The organism is Allobosea sp. GW823-FHT01F03 (assembly GCF_058798075.1).
The window spans coordinates 3,207,503-3,232,391 of the sequence record NZ_CM179505.1; the positions used below are offsets into that span (position 1 = coordinate 3,207,503).

General features: G+C 68.3%; 22 protein-coding genes. 3 read left to right on the forward strand and 19 right to left on the reverse strand.

The window, feature by feature from the left end; translation table 11 throughout:
• Positions 1-2: 2 nt before the first annotated feature.
• The gene (locus AC3RCC_RS15390; RefSeq protein ID WP_492255810.1) at positions 3-1,181 is read right to left on the reverse strand and encodes a UbiH/UbiF family hydroxylase; all 1,179 of its coding nucleotides are present in this window, start codon (positions 1,179-1,181) and stop codon (positions 3-5) included.
• A gap of 54 nt (positions 1,182-1,235) precedes the next feature.
• Positions 1,236-2,900 carry a SulP family inorganic anion transporter gene (locus AC3RCC_RS15395; RefSeq protein ID WP_492255811.1) on the reverse strand — a complete coding sequence of 555 codons (1,665 nt, stop codon included), beginning with the start codon at positions 2,898-2,900 and terminating at the stop codon, positions 1,236-1,238.
• Positions 2,901-3,048: 148 nt separating this feature from the next.
• Between AC3RCC_RS15395 and AC3RCC_RS15400 the strand changes: the two genes are divergently transcribed.
• From AC3RCC_RS15400 to AC3RCC_RS15410, 3 genes are all read left to right on the forward strand, one after another.
• Positions 3,049-4,023: a quinone oxidoreductase family protein gene (locus AC3RCC_RS15400; protein ID WP_492255812.1), complete on the forward strand. Its 975-nt coding sequence runs from the start codon at positions 3,049-3,051 to the stop codon at positions 4,021-4,023.
• A gap of 191 nt (positions 4,024-4,214) precedes the next feature.
• Positions 4,215-5,330 (forward strand): hypothetical protein, encoded by a 1,116-nt coding sequence (locus AC3RCC_RS15405; protein WP_492255813.1) that lies wholly within the window; start codon positions 4,215-4,217, stop codon positions 5,328-5,330.
• 114 nt (positions 5,331-5,444) lie between these two features.
• A complete protein-coding gene (locus tag AC3RCC_RS15410; RefSeq protein WP_291641000.1) occupies positions 5,445-5,657 on the forward strand; it encodes a hypothetical protein in 213 nt (70 codons plus the stop codon).
• Between the two features lie 25 nt (positions 5,658-5,682).
• Here the strand turns inward: AC3RCC_RS15410 and rimO are convergent, their stop codons facing one another.
• The 17 genes from rimO to kdpA form a co-directional block, all read right to left on the reverse strand.
• On the reverse strand, positions 5,683-7,002 hold the full coding sequence (rimO, locus tag AC3RCC_RS15415) for a 30S ribosomal protein S12 methylthiotransferase RimO (protein ID WP_492255814.1): 1,320 nt from the start codon (positions 7,000-7,002) through the stop codon (positions 5,683-5,685).
• 188 nt (positions 7,003-7,190) lie between these two features.
• Positions 7,191-8,054 carry a sulfurtransferase gene (locus AC3RCC_RS15420; protein WP_291641003.1) on the reverse strand — a complete coding sequence of 288 codons (864 nt, stop codon included), beginning with the start codon at positions 8,052-8,054 and terminating at the stop codon, positions 7,191-7,193.
• Positions 8,051-8,488: an OsmC family protein gene (locus AC3RCC_RS15425; protein WP_291645422.1), complete on the reverse strand. Its 438-nt coding sequence runs from the start codon at positions 8,486-8,488 to the stop codon at positions 8,051-8,053. Before AC3RCC_RS15425 ends, AC3RCC_RS15420 begins: the two co-directional genes overlap by 4 nt.
• Positions 8,489-8,551: 63 nt before the next feature.
• Positions 8,552-9,598, reverse strand: a complete 1,047-nt coding sequence (locus AC3RCC_RS15430; protein WP_492255815.1) for a sulfate/molybdate ABC transporter ATP-binding protein — start codon at positions 9,596-9,598, stop codon at positions 8,552-8,554.
• An 11-nt stretch (positions 9,599-9,609) separates the two neighbouring features.
• On the reverse strand, positions 9,610-10,503 hold the full coding sequence (gene cysW, locus AC3RCC_RS15435; RefSeq protein ID WP_492255816.1) for a sulfate ABC transporter permease subunit CysW: 894 nt from the start codon (positions 10,501-10,503) through the stop codon (positions 9,610-9,612).
• Entirely contained in the window at positions 10,496-11,341 is an 846-nt protein-coding gene (gene cysT, locus AC3RCC_RS15440) for a sulfate ABC transporter permease subunit CysT (protein ID WP_492255817.1), read from the reverse strand. Before cysT ends, cysW begins: the two co-directional genes overlap by 8 nt.
• A gap of 3 nt (positions 11,342-11,344) precedes the next feature.
• Positions 11,345-12,385, reverse strand: a complete 1,041-nt coding sequence (locus AC3RCC_RS15445) for a sulfate ABC transporter substrate-binding protein (RefSeq protein WP_291641013.1) — start codon at positions 12,383-12,385, stop codon at positions 11,345-11,347.
• Positions 12,386-12,547: 162 nt separating this feature from the next.
• On the reverse strand, positions 12,548-14,002 hold the full coding sequence (gene cysG, locus AC3RCC_RS15450; RefSeq protein WP_492255818.1) for a siroheme synthase CysG: 1,455 nt from the start codon (positions 14,000-14,002) through the stop codon (positions 12,548-12,550).
• The gene (locus AC3RCC_RS15455) at positions 13,999-14,238 is read right to left on the reverse strand and encodes a hypothetical protein (RefSeq protein WP_492255819.1); all 240 of its coding nucleotides are present in this window, start codon (positions 14,236-14,238) and stop codon (positions 13,999-14,001) included. Before AC3RCC_RS15455 ends, cysG begins: the two co-directional genes overlap by 4 nt.
• A 5-nt stretch (positions 14,239-14,243) precedes the next feature.
• Entirely contained in the window at positions 14,244-14,756 is a 513-nt protein-coding gene (locus tag AC3RCC_RS15460) for a DUF934 domain-containing protein (RefSeq protein ID WP_492255820.1), read from the reverse strand.
• On the reverse strand, positions 14,746-16,413 hold the full coding sequence (locus AC3RCC_RS15465; RefSeq protein WP_492255821.1) for a nitrite/sulfite reductase: 1,668 nt from the start codon (positions 16,411-16,413) through the stop codon (positions 14,746-14,748). The genes AC3RCC_RS15460 and AC3RCC_RS15465 overlap by 11 nt, the downstream gene beginning before the upstream one ends.
• A 3-nt stretch (positions 16,414-16,416) precedes the next feature.
• Entirely contained in the window at positions 16,417-16,773 is a 357-nt protein-coding gene (locus AC3RCC_RS15470) for a DUF2849 domain-containing protein (RefSeq protein ID WP_291641023.1), read from the reverse strand.
• Between the two features lie 222 nt (positions 16,774-16,995).
• Complete coding sequence (locus AC3RCC_RS15475; protein ID WP_291645412.1) at positions 16,996-17,691, reverse strand: winged helix-turn-helix domain-containing protein; 696 nt, start codon at positions 17,689-17,691, stop codon at positions 16,996-16,998.
• Entirely contained in the window at positions 17,688-20,414 is a 2,727-nt protein-coding gene (locus AC3RCC_RS15480) for a DUF4118 domain-containing protein (RefSeq protein ID WP_492255822.1), read from the reverse strand. The genes AC3RCC_RS15475 and AC3RCC_RS15480 overlap by 4 nt, the downstream gene beginning before the upstream one ends.
• A gap of 90 nt (positions 20,415-20,504) precedes the next feature.
• Positions 20,505-21,086 (reverse strand): potassium-transporting ATPase subunit KdpC, encoded by a 582-nt coding sequence (kdpC, locus tag AC3RCC_RS15485; RefSeq protein ID WP_492255823.1) that lies wholly within the window; start codon positions 21,084-21,086, stop codon positions 20,505-20,507.
• Positions 21,087-21,107: 21 nt separating this feature from the next.
• Entirely contained in the window at positions 21,108-23,144 is a 2,037-nt protein-coding gene (kdpB, locus tag AC3RCC_RS15490) for a potassium-transporting ATPase subunit KdpB (RefSeq protein WP_492255824.1), read from the reverse strand.
• A gap of 20 nt (positions 23,145-23,164) precedes the next feature.
• Complete coding sequence (gene kdpA, locus AC3RCC_RS15495; protein ID WP_492255825.1) at positions 23,165-24,874, reverse strand: potassium-transporting ATPase subunit KdpA; 1,710 nt, start codon at positions 24,872-24,874, stop codon at positions 23,165-23,167.
• Positions 24,875-24,889 lie beyond the last annotated feature (15 nt).

Sequence of the window (24,889 nt, forward strand, 5' to 3'; positions counted from 1 at the left end):
GCTCAGCCTGCGGCGGTGCCACCCGCGAGGCCCTGGCGCATCACGAGCCGGCGCAGCGGCCCGAAGCGCGACAGCGCGAGCAGGCCGGCGCCGCGCAGGAGGTCGGCGGGCAAGAGATCGGTCAGCAGGGTCCGGTTGAGGGCGTCGACCGCACCGGTGCGCAACCGGACGTCGGTCTGGCGCGAAAGATCGTAGCGCGCCAGCGGCCCTTCCGCGCCGGGGTCCTCGACCTCGATCAGGGAATCGCGCAGCGCGGCGACGTCGCGTAGGCCGAGATTGAGGCCCTGCGCACCGATCGGTGGGAAGACATGGGCGGCCTCGCCGATCAGCGCGGTGCGGTCCGTGGCGAAGCGCTCGACGGAAAGGCCGCCCATCGGCACGCGCCCGCGCCGGCCCTCGACGGTCATCGCGCCGACGATCGAATGGGTCTGCCGCTCGACCGCGCGGGCGAAGTCGGCATCGTCGAGCGCGGCGACCTCGTCGGCCTCGCGCGGCGCCAGCATCCAGACAAGCGAGGAACGGCGGCCCGGCAGCGGCACCAGCGTGCACGGCCCGGCGCGGGTGTGGAACTCGGTCGAGGCGTCGCCATGCTCGCGGCGATGGCCGAGAATCGCGGTCAGCGCGACCTGCGGATAAGTCCAGTCGCGCGTCTCGATGCCAGCGGCGGCGCGAACCCGTGAATTGCGGCCATCGGCACCGACCACGAGCGCCGCATGCAGCGGCTCGAAGCCGGCGCCGGAGAGCCGCACCGCGTCAGGCCCGAGCTCGATCTCCTCGACCGGAAAGGGCACCATGCGGATCGCCGGTTCCTGCGCGGCGCGCGCGGCGAGCGTCTCGACCAGGGCGGCGTTCTCGACATTCCAGCCGAAGGCCGGAAGCCCGAGCTCGGCGGCCTTGAACTCGACCGGCGGCTGACGGAACAGGCTGCCGGTATCGTCGACCAGGCGCATGATCTCGAGCGGGGCGGCGATGCGCTCCAGTGCCTTGCCGAGGCCGAGTTCGCCGAGCAGGCGCCAGGAGCCGTCGAGCAGGGCGACGGTGCGACCGTCGCGCGGGGCGGTCGCGGCGCCAAACAGTACACTCTCCCGGCCAGTGGCGGCGAGGGCGAGCGCCGCGGCGAGCCCGACGGCGCCGGCGCCGACGATGGCGATCTGGCAATCCTGCATGCTTTGTTGCGTCATGCCGTCCTGGCTAGCTCATGTCGGCGGCGCTGGCGAGCGCGCCCTTGCCGCAGTTCAGGCATCGCGAAACCTCACCAGCCTATCGTCGATGCCTTCATGGCCGAGCACGCGGCGCACCGGCGCCGTCGCTCCGAGGATCTCGACCCTGGCGTCATGGCGGATCGCCTTGTCGATCATCGCCCGCAGCGCGACGGCGGCGCTGGAATCGGCAAAGGGGACGTCCGAGAGGTCGAGCACGATACGAGCCGGGAAGGGCCCGGTCCGATCGAGCACGGTCGCGACACTCATGCTGGCTCCGAAGAAGAGCGGGCCGGAAATGCGATAGCGGAAGCTATCGCCATTGCCGTTGCGGGGCACATCCACTTCGGCGGGCTCGGACATATCATCGTCGTCGACCAGGGCCGGGTCCATGCCGGCCTCGACGGTCACGACATTGGCCATGCGATGCATGAAGATCAGCGAGCCGAGCACGACGCCGACCCCGATGCCAACCATCAGATCCTCGAAGATCACCAGCAGGAAGGTTGCGAGCAGCACCACCGAATCGGCGCGGGAATGCCTGAGGATGGCGATGAAGGCCGCCTTCTCCGCCATGTTCCAGGCGACGACGGCGAGCACCCCTGCCAGCGCGGCCAGCGGGATGTAGGAGGCGAGCGGCGCCGCGACCAGCATGAAGAGCAGCACGAACAAGGCGTGCAGCATGCCCGCGATCGGCGTCTGCCCGCCGGCCCGGACATTGGTCGCCGTGCGCGCGATGGTCCCGGTCACGCAAATGCCGCCGAACAGGGAGGCGCCGATATTGGCGGCCCCCTGCGCCACCAGTTCGGTGTTGGAGCGGTGCCGCCGACCGGTCATGCCGTCGGCGACCACGGCCGAGAGCAGCGATTCGATGCCGCCGAGGATCGCGATCGAGACCGCTGCCGGCAGGACCGCGACCAGCTTGTCGAGGCTGAAGGCCGGCAGATGCGGGGCCGGCAGCGAGTTCGGAATGCCGCCGAAGCGGCTGCCGATGGTCTCGACCGGCAGCTTCAGCAGGAAGACCAGCGCGGCGGCGAGCGCGACTGCGATCAAGAGCCCCGGCCAGCCCGGCCGCCACCGGCGCAGGCCGAGGATGACGCCGATGGTCAGCGCCGAAAGCGCGACGGCCGCGGGGTTGATGGTGGCGAGCGCCTCCCAGAGCGCCTCCAGCTTCGGCAGCAGTGCCGCCGGCTCCTTGCCCGGCAGGGTCAGCCCGAAGAGGTCACGGATCTGGCTGGCGAAGATGATGATGGCAATGCCGGCAGTGAAGCCGACCAGGACCGGGTGCGGAATGTATTTGATATAGGTGCCGAGCCTGAGCAGCCCGATGGCGATGAGAATGGCCCCGGCGAGCAGCGTCGCCAGCACCAGCCCGTCGAAGCCATGCCGGTCGATGGTCGCGGCGATCAGGACGATGAAGGCGCCGGCCGGGCCGCCGATCTGGTGGCGGCTGCCGCCGAGGGCCGAAACCAGGAAGCCGCCGATGATGGCGGTGAAGAGGCCGGCCGCCGGGGTTGCGCCGCTGGCGATGGCGATCGCCATGGAAAGGGGCAGGGCGACAATGGCGACCGTCAATCCGGCGAGCGCGTCGGCCCGCAATCGGGCTGGGCCGTAGCCCTCCCGCAATACGGTGAAGAGCTTGGGAGCGAAGGTTCCATGCGAAGCCGTGTCGCTGCCAAGGCGCGCCCCTGGCTCGTTCATGTCTTGTTCCTGCGCTGCGATCCCACCAGCCCGACCGCGCTCCGGTACGCGACTCGCGCCGGACGCTGATCCCCATGCGCAGTCCAGCCGTTGCGCCGCCCGGATGCAAGTCCCTATGGTCGCGCACCTGCCTCGAGGAGAGATTGCCATGGTGAAGGCCATTCGCGTGCACAAGACCGGCGGACCGGACGTGCTCCAGCTCGAAGACATCGCGCTGCCGGCGCCCGGGCCCGGTCAACTGCTGATCCGCAACCGCGCCATCGGCCTCAACTTCATCGACACCTATTTCCGGACCGGCCTCTATCCGGCGCCGCAGCTCCCGTTCACGCCCGGCAACGAGTCGGCCGGCGATGTCCTCGCGGTCGGCGAGGGCGTCACCGAGTTCAAGCCGGGCGACCGTATCGCCTGCGTCGCCGGCCTCGGCGCCTATGCCGAGGAGCGGATCGTTCCCGCGGCTGCGGCCGTCGCCCTGCCCGATGCGGTGTCCTATGAAGCAGCCGCCAGCATGATGCTGAAGGGCCTGACGGCCGAGTACCTGCTGCACCGGACCTACAAGGTGAAGCCGGGCGACACGATCCTTGTCCACGCCGCGGCCGGTGGCACCGGCACCATCCTCTGCCTGTGGGGCAAGGCGCTGGGCGCCACGGTGATCGGCACCGCCGGCTCGAAGGAGAAGGCCGATCTCGCCAGGGCCCACGGCGCCGATCATGTCATCCTCTACGGCGAGGAGGACGTCGCGGCGCGCGTCAAGGAGATCACCGGCGGCCAGGGCTGCGATGTGGTCTATGACGGCGTCGGCAAGGACACCTTCGTCGCCTCGCTCGACTCGCTGAAGCCGTTCGGCCTGCTGGCGAGCTTCGGCAATGCCTCGGGCGCAGTCGACGGCGTCAATCTCGGCATCCTGGCGAGCAAGGGCTCGCTCTACGTGACCCGGCCGACGCTCAACACGCATACCGCCAAGCGCGAGACCATGGTCGAGATGGCGAAGAACCTGTTCGGCGCGGTGAGCTCCGGCAAGGTCACGGTGGCGATCAATGCCCGCTTCCCGCTGGCCGAGGCGGCTGCGGCCCATCGCGCCCTCGAAAGCCGCGGCACCACCGGCTCGACGGTGATCATTCCGTAGCGCATTTTCGAGCGGAGTGGGCGCCGGTTCGTCTGGAGAAAATGCGAACTGGAGCAGTCATGCGTTTCAACGAAGCGCAGAATGCTCCAGCCACCGCAGCATCCGGAGCGCTATTCCGCCCGAATTGCCGTTTAGGAACGGTCCTGCCGGAAGCGCTTTTCGGCTGGAGCGGGCTGCGAGCGGGTTTCGGGATGAACAGGTTGGGGCTGGCGCTGCTGCTGGCGCTCGGGCTCGCCGGTGCTGGGGCGCTCGTCGCACCACCGGCCTTGCGGCTGTGGGAGCTTCACATGGCCGCCGATGACCCGGTCGCTCTGTCGCAGCTGCGCCTCGGCGAGACCCTCGATGCGGCGCGCGTTGCAACGGGGATCGACGCAGCGATCGATGCCGGCGACGCCGAGCTCGCTGACAGCTTCATCTCACTCGCAGCCGAACGCGGCATAGCGGTGGCGCCCGAGCAGCTCCGGCGACTCCAGGCGCTGCGCGACGGTGCCTGGCTGCGCTCCGTTTCCGATTTCGGACATGGTTTCCTCGCCGGTGCGCGCGATAGCGACGCCGCCTTCGCCGGAGCGCTGGCGAGCGATGTCAGCGGCTTTGGCGATCTGCGCGATCTTGCCCTCGAAGGACGCAAGCTGCTCGGCGGGGAGGGCGCGGACGAAACCGTTCTTGCCCTCTCGGCCGTCGGGCTCGCCGTCAGCGCCGCTACCTGGGTGAGCCTTGGTGGCGGCCTGCCGGCCCGCGGTGGCCTGAGCGCCGTCAAGGCCGCCGGCAAGGCGAAGCTGCTGTCGCCGGCCCTCACCGCCAGTCTCGGCCGTGCCGCCGCAGGCGCGCTCGACAGGCCGGCCCTCGCCGCCAGCTTCGGCGCCGCCGCGCGGCTCGACCTTGCCGCGGCGAAAGTCGCGGCCGGCGGGATCGTCCGCCCGGCAGCGCTGGCACGCTTCACGGCGCTCGGCCATGATGCCGGTGTCCTCTATGCCCGTACCGGCCAGCGCGGCCTGCGTCAGGTGCTCGCCATAGCCGACGATGCCGGCGATATCGGCAAGGCGGCCCGGCTCGGAGCGGCGAAACCTTCGACCTTGCGGGCGACACTGAAGGTGCTCGGCCGTTCGGCCCTGGTACTCGGAACGCTCAGCCTCAGCGCCGCGAGCTGGATGCTGGCCCTGATCGGCTATGCGCTGGCGCTCGCCATGGCGGCGCAGCGCTTCGGCTGGTGGCTCGGCCGCCTCGGCCGTGGCCGCAGGCGGGAGCGAGCGAGACGGCAAGGGGCCTCGGTCCTTCGCTGGCAGCCGGCCCTGCCTGCCGCGGCGTGAGCCGGCGCGAAGCCGCCCGAAGAGAAAAAAGCGAAAGCAGGCGAAAGCGAGAATCGAAAGCGCTTCTGCCGACGGCAATGACCGGGAAGCAAATCACTTCCCGGACCTTACGTCATGTACCGCTTCCTGCGCCTTGCAGGCTTCAGCCTCTCCTTCCTGATCGTCGCGACCGTTCTCTTCGGCCAGCTGACCAGCCGGCCGACCATCAACGTCGCGCTGCAGCTCGAAGAGGGCCAGGCCCGGCTCGAGAAGCCCTCGCGGATGCGTGTCGGGCGTGTCGCCGAGATCCGCCGCATGCCGCGCATCGTCAGCGCGAGCTTCGCCTGATCAGAGGAAGCGAGGAGAGGTTCCGTCAGACCGCAACCCCGTGGAGGTCATAGGCGTCGGCGCGCTCGACCTTGACCGTGACGATGTCGCCCGGCCGCAGCGGCCGCCGGCTCGCGACATAAACATTGCCGTCGATCTCCGGCGCATCCCATTTCGAGCGGCCCTTGGCGACCGTCGGGCCGGCCTCGTCGATGATCACCGGAATGCGCTTGCCGACCCTGGCCTTGGCAAGGCGGGCGCTGACCAGCGCCTGTGTCTTCATGAAGCGGTGCCAGCGCGCTTCCTTCTCCTCCTCGGCGATGGCGGGCAGGCCGAGATCATTGGCCTTGGCGCCCTTCACCGGCTCGTATTTGAAGCAGCCGACGCGCTCGAGCTTCGCTTCCTTCAGCCAGTCGAGCAGGAAATCGACATCCTCCTCGGTCTCGCCGGGGAAGCCGACGATGAAGGTCGAGCGAATGGCGAGATCGGGGCAGATTTCCCGCCATTTGCCGATGCGCTCCAGCGTCTTCTCGTGATGGGCCGGCCGACGCATCGCCTTCAGCACGCTCGGCGAAGCGTGCTGGAAGGGGATGTCGAGATAGGGCAGAACGTGCCCTTCCGCCATCAGCGGGATGACCTCGTCGACATGCGGATAGGGGTAGACATAGTGCAGGCGCACCCAGATGCCCATCTGGCCGAGCTCGCGCGCCAGCTCGAAGAAACGGGTGCGGATCTCGCGATCCTTCCACATCGAGGGTGCGTATTTGATGTCGAGGCCGTAGGCGCTGGTGTCCTGCGAGATCACCAGGAGTTCCTTGACCCCGGCCTTGACCAGCTTCTCGGCCTCGCGGAGCACCTCGCCGATCGGCCGCGAGACGAGGTCGCCGCGCAGATTCGGGATGATGCAGAAGCTGCAGCGGTTATTGCAACCTTCTGAAATCTTTAAATATGCGTAGTGGCGCGGCGTCAGTTTGATGCCCTGTTCGGGGACCAGGTCGACGAAGGGGTCGTGCTTCGGCGGCACCGCCTGATGGACGGCCGAGACGACGCTCTCATAGGCTTGCGGGCCGGTGATCGCGAGCACGTTCGGGAAGGCGCCGCGGATCTGCTCGGGTTCGGCGCCCATGCAGCCGGTGACGATGACCTTGCCGTTCTCGGCCATGGCCGAGCCGATCGCCTCGAGCGATTCCTGCTTGGCGCTGTCGAGGAAGCCGCAGGTGTTGACGATGACGAGGTCGGCGCCCGCATGGCTCTTGCTGAGCTCATAGCCCTCGGAGCGCAGCGAGGTGATGATGCGCTCGGAGTCGACCAGGGCCTTCGGGCAGCCCAGCGAGACGAAGGAGATTTTCGGCGCGACGGCATTCATCGGCGGCTGGACTCGATGTCAGGAAAAGGGAAAGGCGCGGCAGGGCCGGCGCATTGGCGCTTCCTTTGATCCTTTTTCGACGAATTTGCAAATGCCGGATGAGCGCAGGCGGGTTTCGAGATGGCTTTCGGGATGATCGTCATCATGCCGAAAGCCGCGTGAATGGTGTCGGCCTCGCCCCAAACGCCTTAGCCGGCCGCGGTTGCGACCGGCCGCTCGGGATCCTGGGTCCAGTCGGTCATCGAGCCGTCATAGAGCGAGACCTCGTCGCGACCGAGCACCTCGGAGAGCACAAACCAGTTCAGAGCCGCCGTGTGGCCGGTGTTGCAATAGGAGATCGCCGGACCGCCGGGCACGGATCCATAGAGCGCGCCGAGATCGTCCCGCGACTTGAGCTTGCCGGTGACCGTATCGAAGGCCGCCGCATAGTCGCGCGAGACCGCGCCCGGGATATGGCCGGCGCGCGTCGCCTCGGCCGCCTTTTCGCGACCGTCGAAATAACTGGCGGCGCGCGCATCGACCAAGGTCGCGAGCTTGCCGCGTGCGGCGACGAAGGTCGCATCCGCCGTGCTGCGCAGTTCCTGCTTCACGACCACGGGATAAGGCGCGGCCGGCCTGGGCTGCGACGGACCGGTCGCGGCGGGGCGCCCCGGGTCGGCCTGCCAACCCTTGAATCCGCCATCGAGAATCGCCTGCTGGCCATGGCCGATCAGCTTCAGCGTCCAGTAGACGCGCGCCGCCGCAGCGAGATCGGTGGCCGCGAGGCCGGCCGGAACGATCACGACCCGGCTTTCCGGCCGGATGCCGAGCCTGCCGGCAAGGGCGGCGAGATGGTCGAGCGGCGGCAGCATGCCGGGCGCATTGCCGATCCTGGCGCGCCAGCCATCGGCGGCATAGTCGCTGTGCACCGCTCCGGGGATGTGGCCGGCCTCGAACGCTGCCCGGCCGCCTTCGGCCGTGCTGCGGATGTCGAGGATGACGAGGTCGCTTCGGCCGAGAGAGGCCTGCAGGATCTCGGGCGAAACCAGTCCGGATACGGGGAAATCGCTCATTCGGCTGCCACCTGCTTCAACTCGTCGATAACCTCGAGCGAGGCGCTCATTTCCGCGGTCGCGCCGAGCATGATCGAAGCCGAGCAGTATTTTTCCTTCGACAATGCGACGGCACGCTCGGCCTTGGCCGGGGAGAGGCCGCGCCCGCTGATCCGATAGGAGATATGGATCCTGGTGAAGACCTTGGGATCTTCCGCCGCGCGCTGCGCCTCGACCTCGACCTCGCAGCCGGTGACGTTCTCGCGGCCCTTCTTCAGGATCTGCACCACGTCGAAACCGGTGCAGCCGGCGAGCCCGATGAGCAGCATCTCCATTGGGCGGATGCCGATATTGCGGCCGCCATATTCGGGGGCGCCGTCCATGACCACGGCGTGACCGCTGCCGGCCTCACCCATGAAGGCCATGCCCTCGACCCATTTCGCGCGCGCTTTCATCGCCATCTCCTTCGGCCTGTTTCGCTATCGGAATAGCCCGGCGCGGCGCGCGAAGCGAGAGGGTCAGGCCGCAGCGAACAGGCTGCCATGCGAGATGCGCAGCCGCACGCGCTCGCCGATCGCCGGGGCGACCTGGCTGGCGAGATCGACGTCGAGGCGTTTCGGCAGGCCCTCGACGGCGACCTCGGCGCGGCGCAGCGGTCCGTTGCGGCGCAGATGCTCGACGATGCCGGGCAAGGCGAGCGGCGCATCGTCGACGATGCGCAGATGCTGCGGACGGACATAGAGCGAGGCCGGGCCGCTCTTGTTCTGGGAGAGGCCGCCGAGCACCGGCCGGTCGCGGAAGAAGGCCTGGCTGCCGACGACCTTGACCGGCAGATGGTTGGCGTCGCCGAGGAATTCGCAGACGAAGGGTGTCGCCGGGTGGTCGTAGACATCGTCGGGCGAGCCGACCTGTTCGAGCCGGCCATCGCTCAGGATCGCGACACGGTCGGCGAGTTCGAGCGCCTCTTCCTGGTCGTGGGTGACGAAGACGGTGGTGTGGCCGGTACGCTGGTGCAATTGGCGCAGCCAGGCGCGCAATTCCTTGCGGACCTTGGCGTCGAGCGCGCCGAAAGGCTCGTCGAGCAGCAGCACGCGCGGTTCGATGGCGAGGGCGCGGGCAAGGGCGACGCGCTGGCGCTGGCCACCCGAAAGCTGGCTCGGATAGCGTTTCTCCAGCCCGGGAAGCTGGATCAGTTCGAGCAGCTCGGAGACGCGGCGGCGAATCTCGGCCGGCTCCGGCCGCTCGCCGCGCGGGCGCGATTTCAGCCCGAAGGCAACGTTCTCAGCCACGGTCATGGTCTTGAACAGCGCGTAATGCTGGAAGACGAAGCCGATGCGCCGGTCGCGCAGGGAGAGATCGCGGGTGTCGGTGCCGCCAAAGAGCACACGCCCGCGCTCGGCCTGCTCCAGCCCGGCGATGACGCGCAGCAGCGTGGTCTTGCCCGAGCCGGAAGGGCCGAGCAGGGCGACGAGCTCGCCGGGCTGAATGTCGAGCGAGACGCCGCGCAGGGCAGGGAAGCTCTGGAAGCGCTTCTCGACGGTTTCGATGGTGACGGCGACGGACATGGGACGAGCTCTCAATGACGTCGGCTGGCGGCGATCGCGTCGGCGAAATGCCATTCCAGCAGGGTTTTCAGGGCGAGCGTGACGAGGGCCAGGCCCGCCAGCAGCGAAGCGACGGCGAAGGCGGCGGCGCCCATGTATTCATTATAGAGGATCTCGACATGCAGCGGCATGGTGTTGGTCAGGCCGCGGATCTTGCCGGAAACCACGGCGACGGCGCCGAATTCGCCCATCGCACGGGCGTTGCAGAGCAGGACGCCGTAGAACAGGCTCCATTTCACATTTGGCAGCGTCACGGTCAGGAAGGTGCGCCAGGGCGACGCGCCGAGCGTCAGCGCCGTCTCCTCCTCGGCCGAGCCGAGCGACTGCATGTGCGGGATGAGCTCGCGGGCGACGAAGGGGAAGGTGACGAAGATCGTCGCCAGCACGATACCGGGCAAGGCGAAGACGATCTGGATGTCGTTCGCCTTCAGCCAGGGGCCGAAATAGCCCTGGGCACCGAAGAGCAGCACGAAGACCAGGCCCGAGATCACCGGCGAGACCGAGAAGGGCAGATCGATGAAGCTGGTCAGCAGGCTCTTGCCGCGGAACTCGAACTTGGCGATCGCCCAGGCGGCAGCGATGCCGATGACGATGTTGAAGGGCACCGCGATGGCGGCGACGAGCAGCGTCAGGCGGATAGCGGCGAGCGCGTCGGGCTCGAGGATGGCTTCGCGATAGGCCTGCCAGCCCCGTGCACCGGCTTCGACGAAGACCGTGATCAGCGGCAGGAAGAGGAACAGGCAGAGGAAGGCCAGGGAAATCGCGACCAGCAGCCATTGCACCAGCCGGGACTCGCCGGAGATGCGCCTCGCAGCGCGGGCGGGCTCGAGGTCTTCCGCCTGAAGGGGGAGGCTCGCATCAGACATTGCCGAACCTCCTTCGAGCGCGGGCCTGGACGAGATTGACCAGCAGGATCAGGGCGAAGGACAGCAGCAGCATCAGGGTGGCGACCACGGCCGCGCCGGCATAGTCGAACTGCTCCAGCCGAATCACGATCAGCAGCGGCGCGATCTCCGAGACCATCGGCACATTGCCGGCGATGAAGATCACCGAACCGTATTCTCCGACCGCCCGGGCGAAGGCGAGCACGAAGCCGGTCATCAGCGCCGGCAGGACCGGCGGCAGCAGCACCTGGAAGACGGTGCGCCAGCGGCTGGCGCCGAGTAGAGCCGCGGCCTCCTCGATATCCGCCGGCAGCTCCTCCAGAACGGGCTGGACGGTGCGCACGACGAAGGGCAGGCCGATGAAGATCAGCGCCACCATCACGCCGAGCGGCGTGTAGGCGACCTGGATGTCGTAGGGCGCGAGCAGGCCGCCGACCCAGCCATTCGGCGCGTAGATCGCCGCCAGCGCGATGCCGGCGACGGCGGTCGGCAGGGCGAAGGGCAGGTCGACCGCGGCGTCGATCAGGCGCCGGCCCGGAAACTCGTAGCGCACCAGTACCCAGGCCAGGATCAGCCCGAACACGGCGTTGACCGTGGCGGCAAAGAGCGCACCGAAGAAGGAGAGTCGCAGTGCCGCGAGCGTCCGCGGCGAGGTTGCGACGGCCCAGATGTCGGCCGGGCCGGCGCTCGCCGCCTTCAGGAACAGCGCGGCGAGCGGGATCAGGACGATCAGCGACAGCGCCGTCAGCGTGATGCCGAGCGCCAGGCCGAAGCCGGGCAGGACACTGGGCTCACGCCAGCGGGAGACCGTCGCGCTCATGGTTCAGCGCGTCGGCTTGTAGAGCTGGTCGAAGGTGCCGCCATCGCCGAAATGGGCGGGCTGCGCCTTGGACCAGCCACCGAAGGCGGCATCGATGGTGATGAGCTCGACCTTCGGGAACTTGGCGATGTCCTTGGGATCGGCGGCCTCGGGATTGCGCGGGCGATAATGATGCTTGGCGATGATCGCCTGCCCCTTCGGCGTGTAGAGGAAGTCGAGATAGGCCTGCGCTTCGGCCCGCGTGCCCTTGGCGTCGACATTACCGTCGACCACCGTCACCGGCGGCTCGGCGAGGATCGAGAGCGAGGGTACGACGATGTCGAACTTGTCCGCGCCGAACTCCTTCAGCGCCAGGAAGGCCTCGTTCTCCCAGGACAGGAAGACGTCGCCGATACCGCGCTGGGTGAAGGTCGTGGTCGCGCCGCGCGCGCCGGTGTCGAGCACCGGAACGTTCGCCAGGAGCTTGGCGATGTAGTCGCGGATCTTGGCCTCGTCCTTGTTGAAGGCCTTCTCGGCATAGGCCCAGGCGGCGAGATAGTTCCAGCGTGCGCCGCCCGAGGTCTTCGGGTTCGGCGTGATGATCTGGACGCCCGGCTTCACCAGATCGCCCCAGTCCTTGATCGCCTTCGGATTGCCCTTGCGGACCAGGAAGACGATGGTCGAGGTATAGGGCGAGGAGTTGTGCGGCAGGCGCGACTGCCAGTTCTCCGGCAGTTTCTTGGAGCGCTGCGCCACGGCGTCGATGTCGCCGGCGAGCGCCAGCGTCAGCACGTCGGCATTGAGGCCGTCGATGACCGTGCGGGCCTGCGCGCCGGAGCCGCCATGCGATTGCCGGATCGTCCGGATCGTCTTCTGCGGATTCCTGGCGTTCCAATCGGCGATGAACGCCGCATTGATCTCGCGATAGAGTTCGCGGGTCGGGTCATAGGAGACGTTGAGCAGCTCGGTCTGGGCGCGGACACCGGTCACGAGCCCGAAGCAGAGCGAGAAGGCGCCGAGCGTCAATCCGGCGTGAAGCAGATGGCGAAGTCTCTGTCGCGTCATGTCAGTGCTCCGTATTGAACGGCCCGGGGAGGGAAAGACCGTTCGAAATAACAAACGAAACGTACTGAATTAGCGGCATGCACTCAACGGCGTGTGGCAGTAGAGCCTTTCCAAACATCGATCGCCAGAGAGAAAACGCCTCTCCGGCCGATCGGTTCAATCTCAGGCGCGAGCCTGCTGGCGAATGGCAGCCGACACGGCCGCGCCCATGGCGTGGCCGATGATCACGAGGACCGGCCCCTTGCTCGGCAGCTCGCCGAGGCGCTCGGGCAGATCAGCGACCGTGCCGGAGACTCGCGCCTCGTCCGGGCGCGTCGCCCCGAAGATCGCGATGGCCGGCGTCGCCGGATCGATTCCGGCGGCGAGCGCGCCGTCGCGGAAGGCGGCGAGGGTGGCCCGCGCCATGTAGACCACCGTCGTGGCGACCGGGTCGGCCATCGCGGCCCAGTCGATATCCCTGGGCAGTTGCCCGTCGCGGGCATGGCCGGTGACGAATTGTAGCCGTCTTGCGTGGTCGCGATGGGTCAGCGACAGGCCGAGCGACGCGGCTGCGCCCTGAGCGGCCGAGATGCCGGGCACGATCGCGACTGGAATGCCGGCCTGGGCGCAGGCTTCGATCTCCTCGCCGGCGCGACCGAAGATGCCGGGGTCGCCGCCCTTCAGCCGGACGACATGCTTGCCCTGGCCGGCGAGCGCCACCAGCATGGCGTTGATGTCGTCCTGTTTCACGGACGGGCCGTAGCCCTGCTTGCCGACCAGCAGCCGCTTGGCCTCGCGCCGGGCGAGTTCCAGCACATCGGTGGAAACGAGGTCGTCGTAGAGAATGATGTCGGCGCTCTGCAAAGCGCGGATCGCCTTCAGCGTCAGCAATTCGGGATCGCCGGGGCCTGCACCGACCAGGGTTACGCGCCCACCTGCCGAACCCGACGCCTCGATCTGGTCGAGCGTGCTGCGCAGGCTGGCATGATCACCGGCATCCGGCCGGCGCTGCGGCTCGCCGAAGGCAAGACTGGTGAAGCTCTCCCAGAAGGAGCGGCGCGCGGGAAAGGCGAGCTCGCGCTCCTGCACGGCCGGGCGCCAGTCCTTGGCGGCCTGGGCCCAGTGCTTCAGCCCGGCCGGCAGCAACGCCTCGATCTTGGCGCGAATCGCCTGGCCGAAGACGGGAGCGGCGCCGTCGGTCGAGATCGCCACGACCAGAGGCGAACGGTTGACCAGCGAGCCGAAGGCGAAATCGCAGAATTCCGGCTTGTCGACGAGATTGACGGGAACGCCGAGCTGGCGTGCGGCGGCGGCGAAGGCCTTCGCCTCTTCGACCGCGTCGATATCGGCGATGGCGAGCGTCGCCCCGTCGAGATCGGCAGCTTGCCAGTTGCGCGCGAGGACTTCGACCGTGCCGGATGGCGGATCGGCGGCGAGTTCTGCGAACATCTCGGCGCTGCCGCCTGCGAGGATCAGAAGGTTGCAGCCGGCGGAAGCCAGCAGCTCCGCCTTCCAGAGCGCACCCTCGCTTGAACCGGCCAGCACGACCTTGCGCCCGTCCAGCTTGTGGAACAGCGGCAGGGTCGCGAGCCGCTCGATGCGGCGCGGGGGGGTCGGGCGCGGGGCTCTGTCGGTCATCTTGGCGTCACTGCTGCTTTCACGTCCGGCGGCCCTTGCGTCTCGCTGCTCGGCGGCATGAATAGCCAAAGCCCGGCGAGCGCAAGGATGATAAGGCGGAAGCAAAGATCGAACCAGCGTTCGCGGGGGCTGGACTCCAGCTGGTCGAGGGCGCTCGTCAGCATGGCTTCCTCCCAATGATCGTCGCTGTGGCGATCGGCCGGCCGCAGTTCACGCTGCTGCGCCGCGCTGCTCATCGCCGTCAGCCCGCCGCCTGCGCCAGGCGCTTCGCCCGGCGCTGGTCGAGGATGCTGCCGCCGTCGCCATAGCCGCGCTGATAGCGCGCGCCGACATGGCCTAGCGCCCGCTGCCATTGCTCCGCCGGCTGGCGCCCGGCGCTGGAGGCCGGCAGCGCGATCTCGTCGAAGCCGCAGAACAGCGCATAGGCGAACTGGTCGACGATCAGCGGACCGCTGGCGCGCAGCCTGCCGGTGAAGCCGGCACGCCGCAGCTGTTTGGCAAGACTGAAGCCGCGGCCGTCGGAATAGGCGGGAAAGCCGACAGCGATCAGCGCAAGCTCCGGCAGCAGCGCCTCGATCTCGGCGATGGCGAGGCTGTTGGGAATCACCACGCCGATCTGCTGGCCCGGCGCCCTGTTGGCGAGAGCTTCCGGCAGCGCCTCCCAAGGGACGAGGGCGAGCGGGATATTGCCGATGGCGGCGCCATCGCTCTGCGTCCAGGGATCGGATGCGGGTCCGTTGCGATCAAGCAGCACGGTCGAGCTCCAGGAAAGCGGCCTTGAAGGGAGCAAGGCCGAGGCGGCGGACATTCTCGATGAAGCTTTCGCCGGCTTGGCGCTGCTCCAGATAGACCGCGACGATCCGCTCGATCGCATCCGGCACCTCCTCGGCCGCGAGGCCGGGACCGAGAATCTCGCCGATCGCCGCATCCTGCGTGGCGTCGCCGCCGAGCGTGATCTGGTAGGATTCGATGCCGCGCTTCTCGAGGCCGAGAATGCCGATATGGCCGACATGGTGGTGGCCGCAGGCGTTGATGCAGCCGGAGATCTTGATGTTGAGCGCGCCGATCTCTTGCTGCCGCGCATCCTCGGCAAAGCGGCGGGCGATGGCCTGGGCGATCGGGATCGAACGCGCCGTGGCGAGTGCGCAATAGTCGAGGCCGGGGCAGGCGATGATGTCGGTGATCAGGCCGATATTGGCGCTCGCGAGCCCGGTTTCCCCGAGGCGCCGCCAGATCGCGAAGAGATCCGACAGCTTCACATGCGGCAGAACGAGGTTCTGCGCATGGGTAACGCGGATCTCCGAGAAGGAGAACTCCTCGGCGAGATCGGCGACGAGCCGCATCTGTTCGCTGGTCGCGTCCCCGGGCGCCTCGCCGACCGTCTTCAGCGAGATCGTCACGGCCGCATAGCCCGGCTGCTTGTGGGCGGTGGTGTTGACCTCGACCCAGCGATCGAAATCGGGATTGCCGGCCCGGGCTGTCTCCAGCGCCGAGCTCGTCTCCGGCAGCGCCAGGAAGGTAGGCGGCGCGAAATAGGCGGCGATGCGCGCGACCTCTTCGGGATCGGCATTGATCGAGGGGCCGTCGAGCTCGGCGAACTCCACCTCGACGCGGCGGGTGAACTCCGCGAGGCCGGTCTCGTGGACGAGGATCTTGACCCTGGCCTTGTACTTGTTGTCGCGTCGGCCTTCGAGATTATAGACCCGCATGATCGCCTCGAGATAGGCGAGCAGATCGGCCTTCGGCAGATAGTCGCGCACCACCTTGCCGATCATTGGCGTGCGCCCGAGGCCGCCGCCGACGCTGACCTCGTAGCAGCTCTCGTGCGTATCCGGATGGCGACGGATGCGCAGCCCGATATCATGGGCCTTGATCACCGCCCGGTCCTGCTCCGCGCCGGTCACCGCGATCTTGAACTTGCGCGGCAGGTAGCTGAATTCGGGATGCTGCGACGACCATTGCCGGATCAATTCGGCGGTCGGGCGCGGATCCTCGATCTCGTCGCGGGCGATGCCGGCAAAATGGTCGGCCGTAACGTTGCGGATGCAGTTGCCGGAGGTCTGGATGCAATGCATCTCGACATCGGCGAGCAGCCCGAGGATCTCGGGCACGTCGCGCAGCTTCGGCCAGTTGAACTGCAGGTTGGTGCGCGTGGTGAAATGGCCGTAGCCGCGGTCGAAGCGCTCGCCGATCAGCGCGAGCTGGCGGAGCTGGCGTGAGGACAGCGTGCCATAGGGAATGGCGATCCGCAGCATATAGGCATGGAGCTGGAGATAGACGCCGTTCTTCAGCCGCAGCGGCTTGAACTCGTCCTCGGTCAGCGAACCGTCGAGGCGGCGGGCGACCTGATCGCTGAACTGCGCCACCCGCTCGCGCACGAAGCGCTCGTCGAATTCATCGTAACGATACATCTGTCAGGCCCTCTGACCGGAAGGCGCAATGCCTTCGCCGGCCTGCTTGCCGAGATCCCGGCGATTGCTCGGTCCGAGCGTCTTCATCCGCTCGCGATAATGGCGGGGCACCGGACGGCCGGTCTCCGTCTCGACGTCGACGAGATAGGCGTCGACGACGCGCTGAGCTCCGAACTCGGCCACGGCGAAGGCTTCCAGGCGCTCGGCGCCGGGATCATCATTGGCGACCAGCGCCAGCGCCGGGTCGCGCGTCCAGGCCAGTGCTGCGCCCGCCGCGGAGGCGAAGACGACATCGCCATCGCGCAGGTCGTTGGCGAGCAGGATCGCGGGCAAAGCGGGGCGCTTCGCTATGGCCGCCATCACGCGCTCCCGCCGCCCTGGCGGGGCGCGATGCTCTCGTTCTCGATCGATTTCGGACTGGACACTGGCGCTCGCTACGTTCGCTATTACGAACGCTGAAAATAAACCGCCGAACGCCCCGCATCAATTCACGTTGGATAGCGTGATTTTTCTTATTTCCGTTCAAATGTGGGAAATCTGTCTTTCGAGCCCTGTGCCGAACGACAGATGGCTTGCCCTTTGTCAGGCGAGACCGCCGAGCCGGTAGCCGACGCCGGGTTCGGTCTCGATCAGCCGGGGGGTCGACGGGTCGTCCTCGAGCTTCTGGCGCAACTGGCCGACGAAAACGCGCAGATATTGCACGTCGTGCTCATGGGCCGGGCCCCAGACGGCGGTCAGGATCTGCTTGTGCGTGAGCACGCGGCCATGGCCGCCGGCAAGGCAGGCGAGCAGGTCGTATTCCTTGGGAGAGAGCTTGACCGGGGCGCCGGCGCGGCTGATCCGGCGGTTGACCAGATCGATCTCGACGCTGCCGGCGACCAGCACCGGCTCGGCGCCCTGACGCTCGATGCGGTGGCGCAGCGCGACGCGCAGGCGCGCCAGCAATTCGCCGACGCCGAACGGTTTCTCGACATAATCGTCGGCACCGGCGTCGAGTGCGTCGATCTTCTCGGTCTCGCGGTCGCGGGCCGAGAGGATGATCACCGGGCCATCATAGAAGGCGCGTGCCTTGGCCAGCGCCTCCTTGCCGTCCATGTCGGGCAGGCCGAGATCGAGCACGACGGCGTCGGGCGGCTTGCGGGCGATCTCGCGCAGGCCGGCCGTGGCATCGTCGGCGCGGATCGGCTCGTAGCCGGCGGCATCGAGGGCAGGGCCGAGAAAGCGATGGATCTGCGGCTCGTCGTCGATAACGAGGATGCGGGGGCGAAAAGCGGTCATGCTTCGGGTTCTCCGCCCGCTATGTCCTTGCGCAGGCTGATCAGGATACGGGTGCCGCCCTTCGAGCCGTCCGGCCGCTCGCGGATCGGGCTGGCGGCGGCGATGCGCCCGCCCATGGCCTCGACGAAACCCTTCGCGATGGCAAGACCGAGGCCAGCGCCCTTGCCGCGCTCGCCACCGCGATCGATCGCCTCCTCGAGCCGGCGGAACTTCTCGAAGACGCGCTCCAGCTCGGCGGTCGGAATGCCGCGGCCTTCGTCTTCGATCGAGATCACGACATTGCCCCGGTCTTCAAAGGCCGCCGTCTCGATCAGCGCGCCATCCTCGCTATAGGTGATGGCGTTTTCGAGGATGTTGACCAGCACCTGTTCGAGCAGGACGGGGTCGGCCCTGACCATGGAGAGCTCGGCCGGGAAATCGCGCAGCGCCCGGCGCTGGCCGAGCCGACGGGAGACGCGGGCCAGCGCTGCCGCAATGACGTCGCGGACATCGATCCAGTCCCGCCGAGCCACCAGAGCGCCGCCTTCCAGCTTCGTCATGTCGAGGAGGTCGCCGACATAGCGGTTGAGCCGTTCTGCCTCCTCGCGGATCGAAAGCAGGAGATCGTCGCGCACGGCCGGCTTCATGCCGCTGCCATAGTCGATCAGGGTGGTCGCCGAGCCGAGCACGGTGGCGAGCGGCGTGCGCAGATCATGGCTGACCGAATTGAGCAAAGCCGCGCGCAGGCGGTCGCTGCGGCGCAGCGCCTCGGCATCGACCGCCGCCGCGGCGAGCTCGGCGCGCTCGATCGCGATCGCGCCCTGGTCGAGCAGGGCGAGCGCGAAGCGTTCGTTCTCTGCGGTCGCCAGCGCGCTCGGCTCGAAGCCGACGACCCCGGAGCGCAGGCGCACGCCCTGCAGCGCCCGGAAGGTCCAGCCGGCATTGGGCAGGGTGCCGGTGCCGGCGCCAGCCGGCTCGCCACGATTCCAGGTCCAGCGCGCCGCGGTCATGTCGGCGGTCGAGAGCGGCTCGATCTCTGGCGCTCCGGCAATGGCGGCGATCTCGCCGCCATCGGTCGGCAGCAGAACGACGACCTTGCCGGAGGTCGCGGCCGAGACCTGCTCGGCGAGGATCGCCGCGGCGTCCTCCTTGCGGGCGGCGCCGGAAAGGCGGCGGCTCGCGGCGAGCAAAGCGGTGATCGCCGAGGCGCGCCTTGCGGTCGCTGTCGCCTGGTCGCGGACACGACCGGTCAGGCTGCCGGTCGTCATCGCGACCGCAAAGAAGACGAGGAAGGTCAGGAGATCGGCCGGGTGACCGATCCAGAAGGAGAGCCGTGGCTGCAGGAAGAAAAAGTTGTAGGCGAAGGCGGCGAGCCCCGCGGCGGTCACGGCCGGCCAGAGCCCGAAGGCGAGGCCTGCGCCGAGCGCTGAGACCATGAACAGCATGGCGAGGTTGGCGTTCTCGACATGCTGGTCGAGCAGGGCGGCGAGGCCGATCGCGGCACCGACCATGGTGACGGCGCCGACATGGCCGCGCCATTGGAACCGCGGCTTCGGGCCCGTGAAAGCGGGCGCCGCGGACGGACCCGAGCCCATCTCGGTGATGATGTGCAGTGCGGCGCCATTCTGCGCCTTGAGCAGTTCCGGAGCGAGCGAGCGGTGGAACAGCGAACGCCAGCCGCGCCGATGCGACTTGCCGACGACGATCTGGGTGACGTTGTTGCGCCTGGCATAGTCGAGCACCGCGCCGACGAGATCGTCGCCATTGAGCACGACGCTCGCCCCGCCGAGCTGTTCGGCGAGCTTTAGGGCCTCGATGAGCGGTGCGCCGCGCCCGGGATCGTTATCGGCTCGGTTCGGCCGCTCGACATGGGCAACCGTCCAGGGCGCATCCATCATCATGTCGGAGAGCCGTCTGCCGGCGCGAACCAATGGGCCCGCCATGGCGTCGGGACCGATCAGGACGAGGATGCGCTCGCCAGCCGCCCAGGGCCCCTCGACGCCTGCGCGCTTCATCGCCTGGCTGAGCTGGTCGTCGACGGTCTGCGCCGCCCTGCGCAAGGCGAGCTCGCGCAGGGCGGTGAGGTTCTCGGGCTTGAAGAAGTTGCTGGCGGCGAGCCGCGCCGTCTCCGGCAGGTAGACCTTGCCTTCGTCCATGCGCTGGCGCAGCTCGGTCGGCGTGATGTCGATCAGCTCGATCTCGTCGGCGCGGCTGAGCGCGCTGTCGGGTACCGTCTCGCGCTGGCGCACGCCGGTGATCTTCCAGATCACTTCGACCAGGCTTTCGAGATGCTGGACGTTCAGCGTCGTCCAGACATCGATGCCGGCCTGGAGCAGCTCCTCGACATCCTGCCAGCGCTTGGGATGGCGGCTGCCGGGCGCATTGGAATGGGCGTATTCGTCGACCAGCAGCAGGCGCGGCTTGCAGGCGAGCGCCGCGTCGAGATCGAATTCCATCAGGATGCGGCCGCGATGCTCGATCGGCCGGCGGGCCATCACTTCGAGCCCCTCGAGCAGGCTTTCCGTCTCGCGGCGGCCATGGGTCTCGACGACGCCGACCAGTACCTCGCCATGCTCGGCCTGGGCCCGGCGCCCCTGCGTCAGCATCTCGTAGGTTTTGCCGACGCCCGGCGCCATGCCGAGAAAGATCTTCAGCCGGCCGCGCTTGCCGCGGCCGGCCGATGACAGCAGGGCGTCCGGATCGGGCCGGCCCGCCTCGCGGAACTGGGTTTCGTCGCTGGCCATCACCCGACGTTCTCAACCATCTTTCATGGTCGTCCCGGGCCAGCATTTCGCTCCGCCCGGGACGATCCGACCTATAACCTGTTTCCGGCGCTAACGCTGCGGCTGGGGCCAGCGCGCGTCGAGCGCCAGATTGGTGGTGAACACGTTGACGCGCGGCTCGCCGAGCACCCCGAAGGTCGAGCCCTCGGTGTTGGCCGCGATCACCGCCAGAACCTCGGCCGGCTGGGCCTTGCGGGCCGCGGCGATGCGCGCCACCTGCCGGGCCGCATAGGCCGGCGAGATATGCGGATCGAGCCCCGAGGCGGAGGTGGTGACCGCGTCGACCGGGATCGGCCCCGCCGCCTCGGCCCGCAGCGCCTCGGCCTCGGCCTTGATGCGCGCCGCGAGATCCTCGTTCAGCGGGCCGAGATTCGAGCCCGAGGAAGAGGAGGCGTCGTAGCCCTCCTTGCCGGCGGCGGAGGGGCGGGGACGTAAGTAGGCCTCGCCCTTGAAGTTCTGGCCGATCCATTGCGAGCCGATGACCACGCCGTTGGCGTTGCGGATCAGCGAGCCGCCGGCCTGGGCCGGAAACAGCGTCTGGGCGAGGCCGGTCACGCCAAGCGGATAGGCGAGGCCGAGCAGGAGGGTGAAGAAGACCATCGCGACGATGGCGGGGCGCAGATGCGAGATCATGACTCTTGTCCTTTCCGCGGCTCAGGCCAGACCGAGGGCTGAAACGAGCATGTCGATCAGCTTGATGCCGACGAAGGGCGCGATCAGACCGCCGATGCCGTAGAGGGTGAGGTTGCGCGAGAGCAGCTTGGCCGCACCGATCGCGCGGTAGCGCACGCCGCGCAGGGCCAGCGGGATCAGCGCGACGATGACGAGCGCGTTGAAGATCACCGCCGAGAGGATGGCGCTCTGCGGACTCGACAGGTCCATGACATTGAGCGCCCCCAGAGCCGGCAGCGAGACCACGAACAGCGCCGGGATGATGGCGAAATACTTCGCGACGTCATTGGCGATCGAGAAGGTGGTGAGCGCGCCGCGCGTGATCAGCAACTGCTTGCCGACCTCGACGATTTCCAGGACCTTGGTGGGGTCGCTGTCGAGATCGACCATGTTGCCGGCCTCGCGCGCTGCCTGGGCACCGGTCTGCATGGCGACGCCGACATCGGCCTGGGCGAGCGCCGGGGCGTCGTTGGCGCCGTCGCCGCACATGGCGACGAGGCGGCCCTTGGCCTGCTCGGCCCGGATGATGCGCAGCTTGTCCTCGGGTGTGGCCTCGGCGAGGAAGTCGTCGACGCCGGCCTCGGACGCGATCGCCGCGGCGGTGACCGGGTTGTCGCCGGTGATCATCACGGTGCGCACGCCCATGCGGCGCAGATCGGCGAAGCGGTCCTTGACGCCCGGCTTCACCACGTCCTTGAGATGGATGACGCCGGCGAGCGCGCCGTTCTCGCTGACCGCGAGCGGCGTGCCGCCCGAGCGGGCGATGGCGTCGACCGCCTGGCGCAGCTCGGCCGGCACCTGCGCCTCGCTGAGGTCGAGCGTCCGGATCACCGCGTCCACCGCGCCCTTGCGCCAGGATTTGCCATCGGAATCGAGGCCGGACTGACGCGTCGTCGCGCTGAACGGGATGGCGTTGGCACCGTGCGGAATCTCGGCGGTAACGCCGAGACTGCGGGCGAGGTCGACGATCGAGCGGCCTTCCGGCGTCTCGTCGGCGAGCGAGGCCATCAGGGCGGCGCGCAGGGCCGCTTCCGGACGCATGCCGGGAGCGGGAACAACCTCGACCGCCATGCGATTGCCGAAGGTGATGGTGCCGGTCTTGTCGAGCAGCAGCGTGTCGACATCGCCGGCGGCCTCGACGGCGCGGCCGGAGGTGGCGAGCACGTTGACCTTGAGCAGCCGGTCCATGCCGGCGATGCCGACGGCGCTGAGCAGGCCGCCTATCGTGGTCGGGATCAGGGTGACGAAGAGGGCACCGAGCACCATCGGGTCGAGCGAGACGCCGGAGAAGGCGCCGAGCCCGGTCAGCGTCACCACTGCGATCAGGAAGACCAGGGTCAGGCCGGCGAGCAGCACGGCGAGCGCCAGCTCGTTCGGGGTCTTGCGCCGGTCGGCGCCTTCGACCATCGCGATCATCCGGTCGAGGAAGGACGAGCCCGGACGCGAGGTGACGCGGACCTTGATCCAGTCCGAGACGACGGTGGTGCCGCCGGTGACCGCCGAACGGTCGCCGCCGCTTTCGCGGATGACCGGTGCGGACTCGCCGGTGATGGCGGCCTCGTTGACCGAGGCGACGCCCTCGATGATCTCGCCATCGGCCGGGATGACGTCGCCGGCCTCGACCAGGACGATGTCGTCCGGCGCGAGTTCATGCGCCGGCGTCGGGATGATCGCATTGCGCGAGGCGTCGATGATCAGCTTGGCCTTGGTGGTGACGCGGGTGGCCCGCAGCGCGTCGGCCGCAGCCTTGCCGCGCCCCTCGGCGATCGCCTCGGCGAAATTGGCGAAGATCACGGTCAGCCAAAGCCAGGCCGAGATCTGGATCGGGAAGGCGGCCGGGTGGCCGCCCGCGATGGCGACCACGGCCGAGACCGTGGCCAGAATGGCCACGACTTCGGTGGCGAGGATCACCGGATTGCCGGCGAGCGCGCGCGGGTCGAGCTTGGTGAAGGCGCTCTTCAGAGCCGTGAGGACCACGGCCCTGTCGAAAGCGCCGGATCTGGCGAGAGAGAAAGACATGAGTGCGTTCTTTCGTTGGCTCAGCGAGCGGCCGCAAGCACCTGGAAGTGCTCGACGATCGGCCCGAGCGCGAGCGCGGGGAAGAATTGCAGGCCGCCCAGGATCAAGATGATTCCGATGAGCAGGCCGACGAAGAGCGGGCTGTCGCTCGGCAGCGTTCCGGCGGTCGGCTTGAGCTTCGGCTTGGCGGCGATGGCGCCCGCCAAGGCGATCACCGGGACCATGTAGGCGAAGCGGCCGAGCAGCATGGCGATGCCGAGGGTGGTGTTCCACCAGGGCGCATTGGCGGTCAGCCCCGCATAGGCCGAGCCGTTGTTCCCGGTCGCCGAGGAGTAGGCATAGAGGATCTCCGTGAGCCCGCGCGGCCCCTTGTTCAGCAGCCCTTCCAGCGCGACCGGCAGCACGGCCGAGATCGCCGAGAAGCCGAGAATGGAGAGCGGCAGGATCAGCACCGCCAGCATGGCGAACTTGATCTCGCGCGCCTCGACCTTCTTGCCGAGATATTCCGGGGTACGCCCAACCATCAGCCCGGCGACGAAGACCGAGAGCAGAGCCATCACCACCATGCCGTAGAGGCCCGAGCCGGCTCCACCGGGCACGATTTCGCCGAGCTGCATCAGGAACATCGCGACGCCGCCGCCGAGCGGCATGTAGGAGGCGTGCATCGAATTCACCGAACCGTTCGCGGTGCCCGTGGTCTGGGCGGCCCACACGGCCGAGGCGGCGGCGCCGAAGCGCACTTCCTTGCCTTCCATATTGGCGGGCGCGTCGGTGATGCCCGCTGCGACCATGGCTGGCTGCGGCGTCAGCGTCTCCGCGGCATAGATCGCGGCAGCGCCGAGGCTGAGGAGGATCACCATCGCCGCGATCAGCGCGCGCGCCTCCTTGCGGGCACCGGCGACACGCCCGAAGGCGACGACGGTGGCGAAGGCGATTGCGTTCAGCGAGACGACCTCGATCAGATTGGTCAGCGGCGTCGGGTTCTCGAACGGATGCGCCGAGTTGACGTTGAACAGGCCGCCGCCATTGGTGCCCCACTGCTTGATCGCCTCCTGGCTGGCGACCGGGAAGAGCGCGATGATCTGGTCGGCGCCCTCCAGCGTCTTGGCCGTGACATTGGCGAGCAGGCTCTGCGGCACGCCCGCGGCGACCAGTGCGAGCGCGGTGACGATCGAGACCGGCAACAGCACGTAGAGCGTGCTGCGGGTCAGATCGACCCAGAAATTGCCGAGCGTTTCGCCACGATCGGCGGCAAAGGCGCGCGCCATGGCCGCCGCCACCGAGAGACCGACCGCGCCCGAGACGAAGTTCTGCACGGTGAGGCCCAGCATCTGGCTGAGGCTGCTGACCGTCGTCTCGCCGCCATAGGACTGCCAGTTCGTGTTGGTGACGAAGCTGACGGCGGTGTTGAAGGCGAGATGCGGCGACAGCCCGTCGAAGCCCTGTGGGTTCAACGGCAACTGCCCCTGCAAGCGCAGGAGAGCGTAGAGCAGCGCGAAACCTGCGGCGCTGAAGGCGAGCACCGCGCCGGCATAGCCGAGCCAACCATGCCCCTTGTTCCGGTCGACGCCGAGCGCCGCGTAGAACCCGGCCTCGACCGGCTTCAGCACCGGATCGAGAAAGGTGCGCTCGTCTGTCCAGACGCGCGCCATATAGATACCGAGTGGCCAGCCCACGGCCACCGTCAACGCGATCGTAAAGACGATCTCGGCCCAGCCCCGCCAATCCATGCGAGGTCTCCTTTA

Coding starts and splice junctions, on each gene's coding strand:
- AC3RCC_RS15390 (WP_492255810.1), bottom strand. CDS start 1,181: ATGACGCAACAAAGCATGCAGGATTGCCAGATCGCCATCGTCGGCGCC.
- AC3RCC_RS15395 (WP_492255811.1), bottom strand. CDS start 2,900: ATGAACGAGCCAGGGGCGCGCCTTGGCAGCGACACGGCTTCGCATGGA.
- AC3RCC_RS15400 (WP_492255812.1), top strand. CDS start 3,049: ATGGTGAAGGCCATTCGCGTGCACAAGACCGGCGGACCGGACGTGCTC.
- AC3RCC_RS15405 (WP_492255813.1), top strand. CDS start 4,215: ATGAACAGGTTGGGGCTGGCGCTGCTGCTGGCGCTCGGGCTCGCCGGT.
- AC3RCC_RS15410 (WP_291641000.1), top strand. CDS start 5,445: ATGTACCGCTTCCTGCGCCTTGCAGGCTTCAGCCTCTCCTTCCTGATC.
- rimO (WP_492255814.1), bottom strand. CDS start 7,002: ATGAATGCCGTCGCGCCGAAAATCTCCTTCGTCTCGCTGGGCTGCCCG.
- AC3RCC_RS15420 (WP_291641003.1), bottom strand. CDS start 8,054: ATGAGCGATTTCCCCGTATCCGGACTGGTTTCGCCCGAGATCCTGCAG.
- AC3RCC_RS15425 (WP_291645422.1), bottom strand. CDS start 8,488: ATGAAAGCGCGCGCGAAATGGGTCGAGGGCATGGCCTTCATGGGTGAG.
- AC3RCC_RS15430 (WP_492255815.1), bottom strand. CDS start 9,598: ATGTCCGTCGCCGTCACCATCGAAACCGTCGAGAAGCGCTTCCAGAGC.
- cysW (WP_492255816.1), bottom strand. CDS start 10,503: ATGTCTGATGCGAGCCTCCCCCTTCAGGCGGAAGACCTCGAGCCCGCC.
- cysT (WP_492255817.1), bottom strand. CDS start 11,341: ATGAGCGCGACGGTCTCCCGCTGGCGTGAGCCCAGTGTCCTGCCCGGC.
- AC3RCC_RS15445 (WP_291641013.1), bottom strand. CDS start 12,385: ATGACGCGACAGAGACTTCGCCATCTGCTTCACGCCGGATTGACGCTC.
- cysG (WP_492255818.1), bottom strand. CDS start 14,002: ATGACCGACAGAGCCCCGCGCCCGACCCCCCCGCGCCGCATCGAGCGG.
- AC3RCC_RS15455 (WP_492255819.1), bottom strand. CDS start 14,238: ATGAGCAGCGCGGCGCAGCAGCGTGAACTGCGGCCGGCCGATCGCCAC.
- AC3RCC_RS15465 (WP_492255821.1), bottom strand. CDS start 16,413: ATGTATCGTTACGATGAATTCGACGAGCGCTTCGTGCGCGAGCGGGTG.
- AC3RCC_RS15470 (WP_291641023.1), bottom strand. CDS start 16,773: ATGGCGGCCATAGCGAAGCGCCCCGCTTTGCCCGCGATCCTGCTCGCC.
- AC3RCC_RS15475 (WP_291645412.1), bottom strand. CDS start 17,691: ATGACCGCTTTTCGCCCCCGCATCCTCGTTATCGACGACGAGCCGCAG.
- AC3RCC_RS15480 (WP_492255822.1), bottom strand. CDS start 20,414: ATGGCCAGCGACGAAACCCAGTTCCGCGAGGCGGGCCGGCCCGATCCG.
- kdpC (WP_492255823.1), bottom strand. CDS start 21,086: ATGATCTCGCATCTGCGCCCCGCCATCGTCGCGATGGTCTTCTTCACC.
- kdpB (WP_492255824.1), bottom strand. CDS start 23,144: ATGTCTTTCTCTCTCGCCAGATCCGGCGCTTTCGACAGGGCCGTGGTC.
- kdpA (WP_492255825.1), bottom strand. CDS start 24,874: ATGGATTGGCGGGGCTGGGCCGAGATCGTCTTTACGATCGCGTTGACG.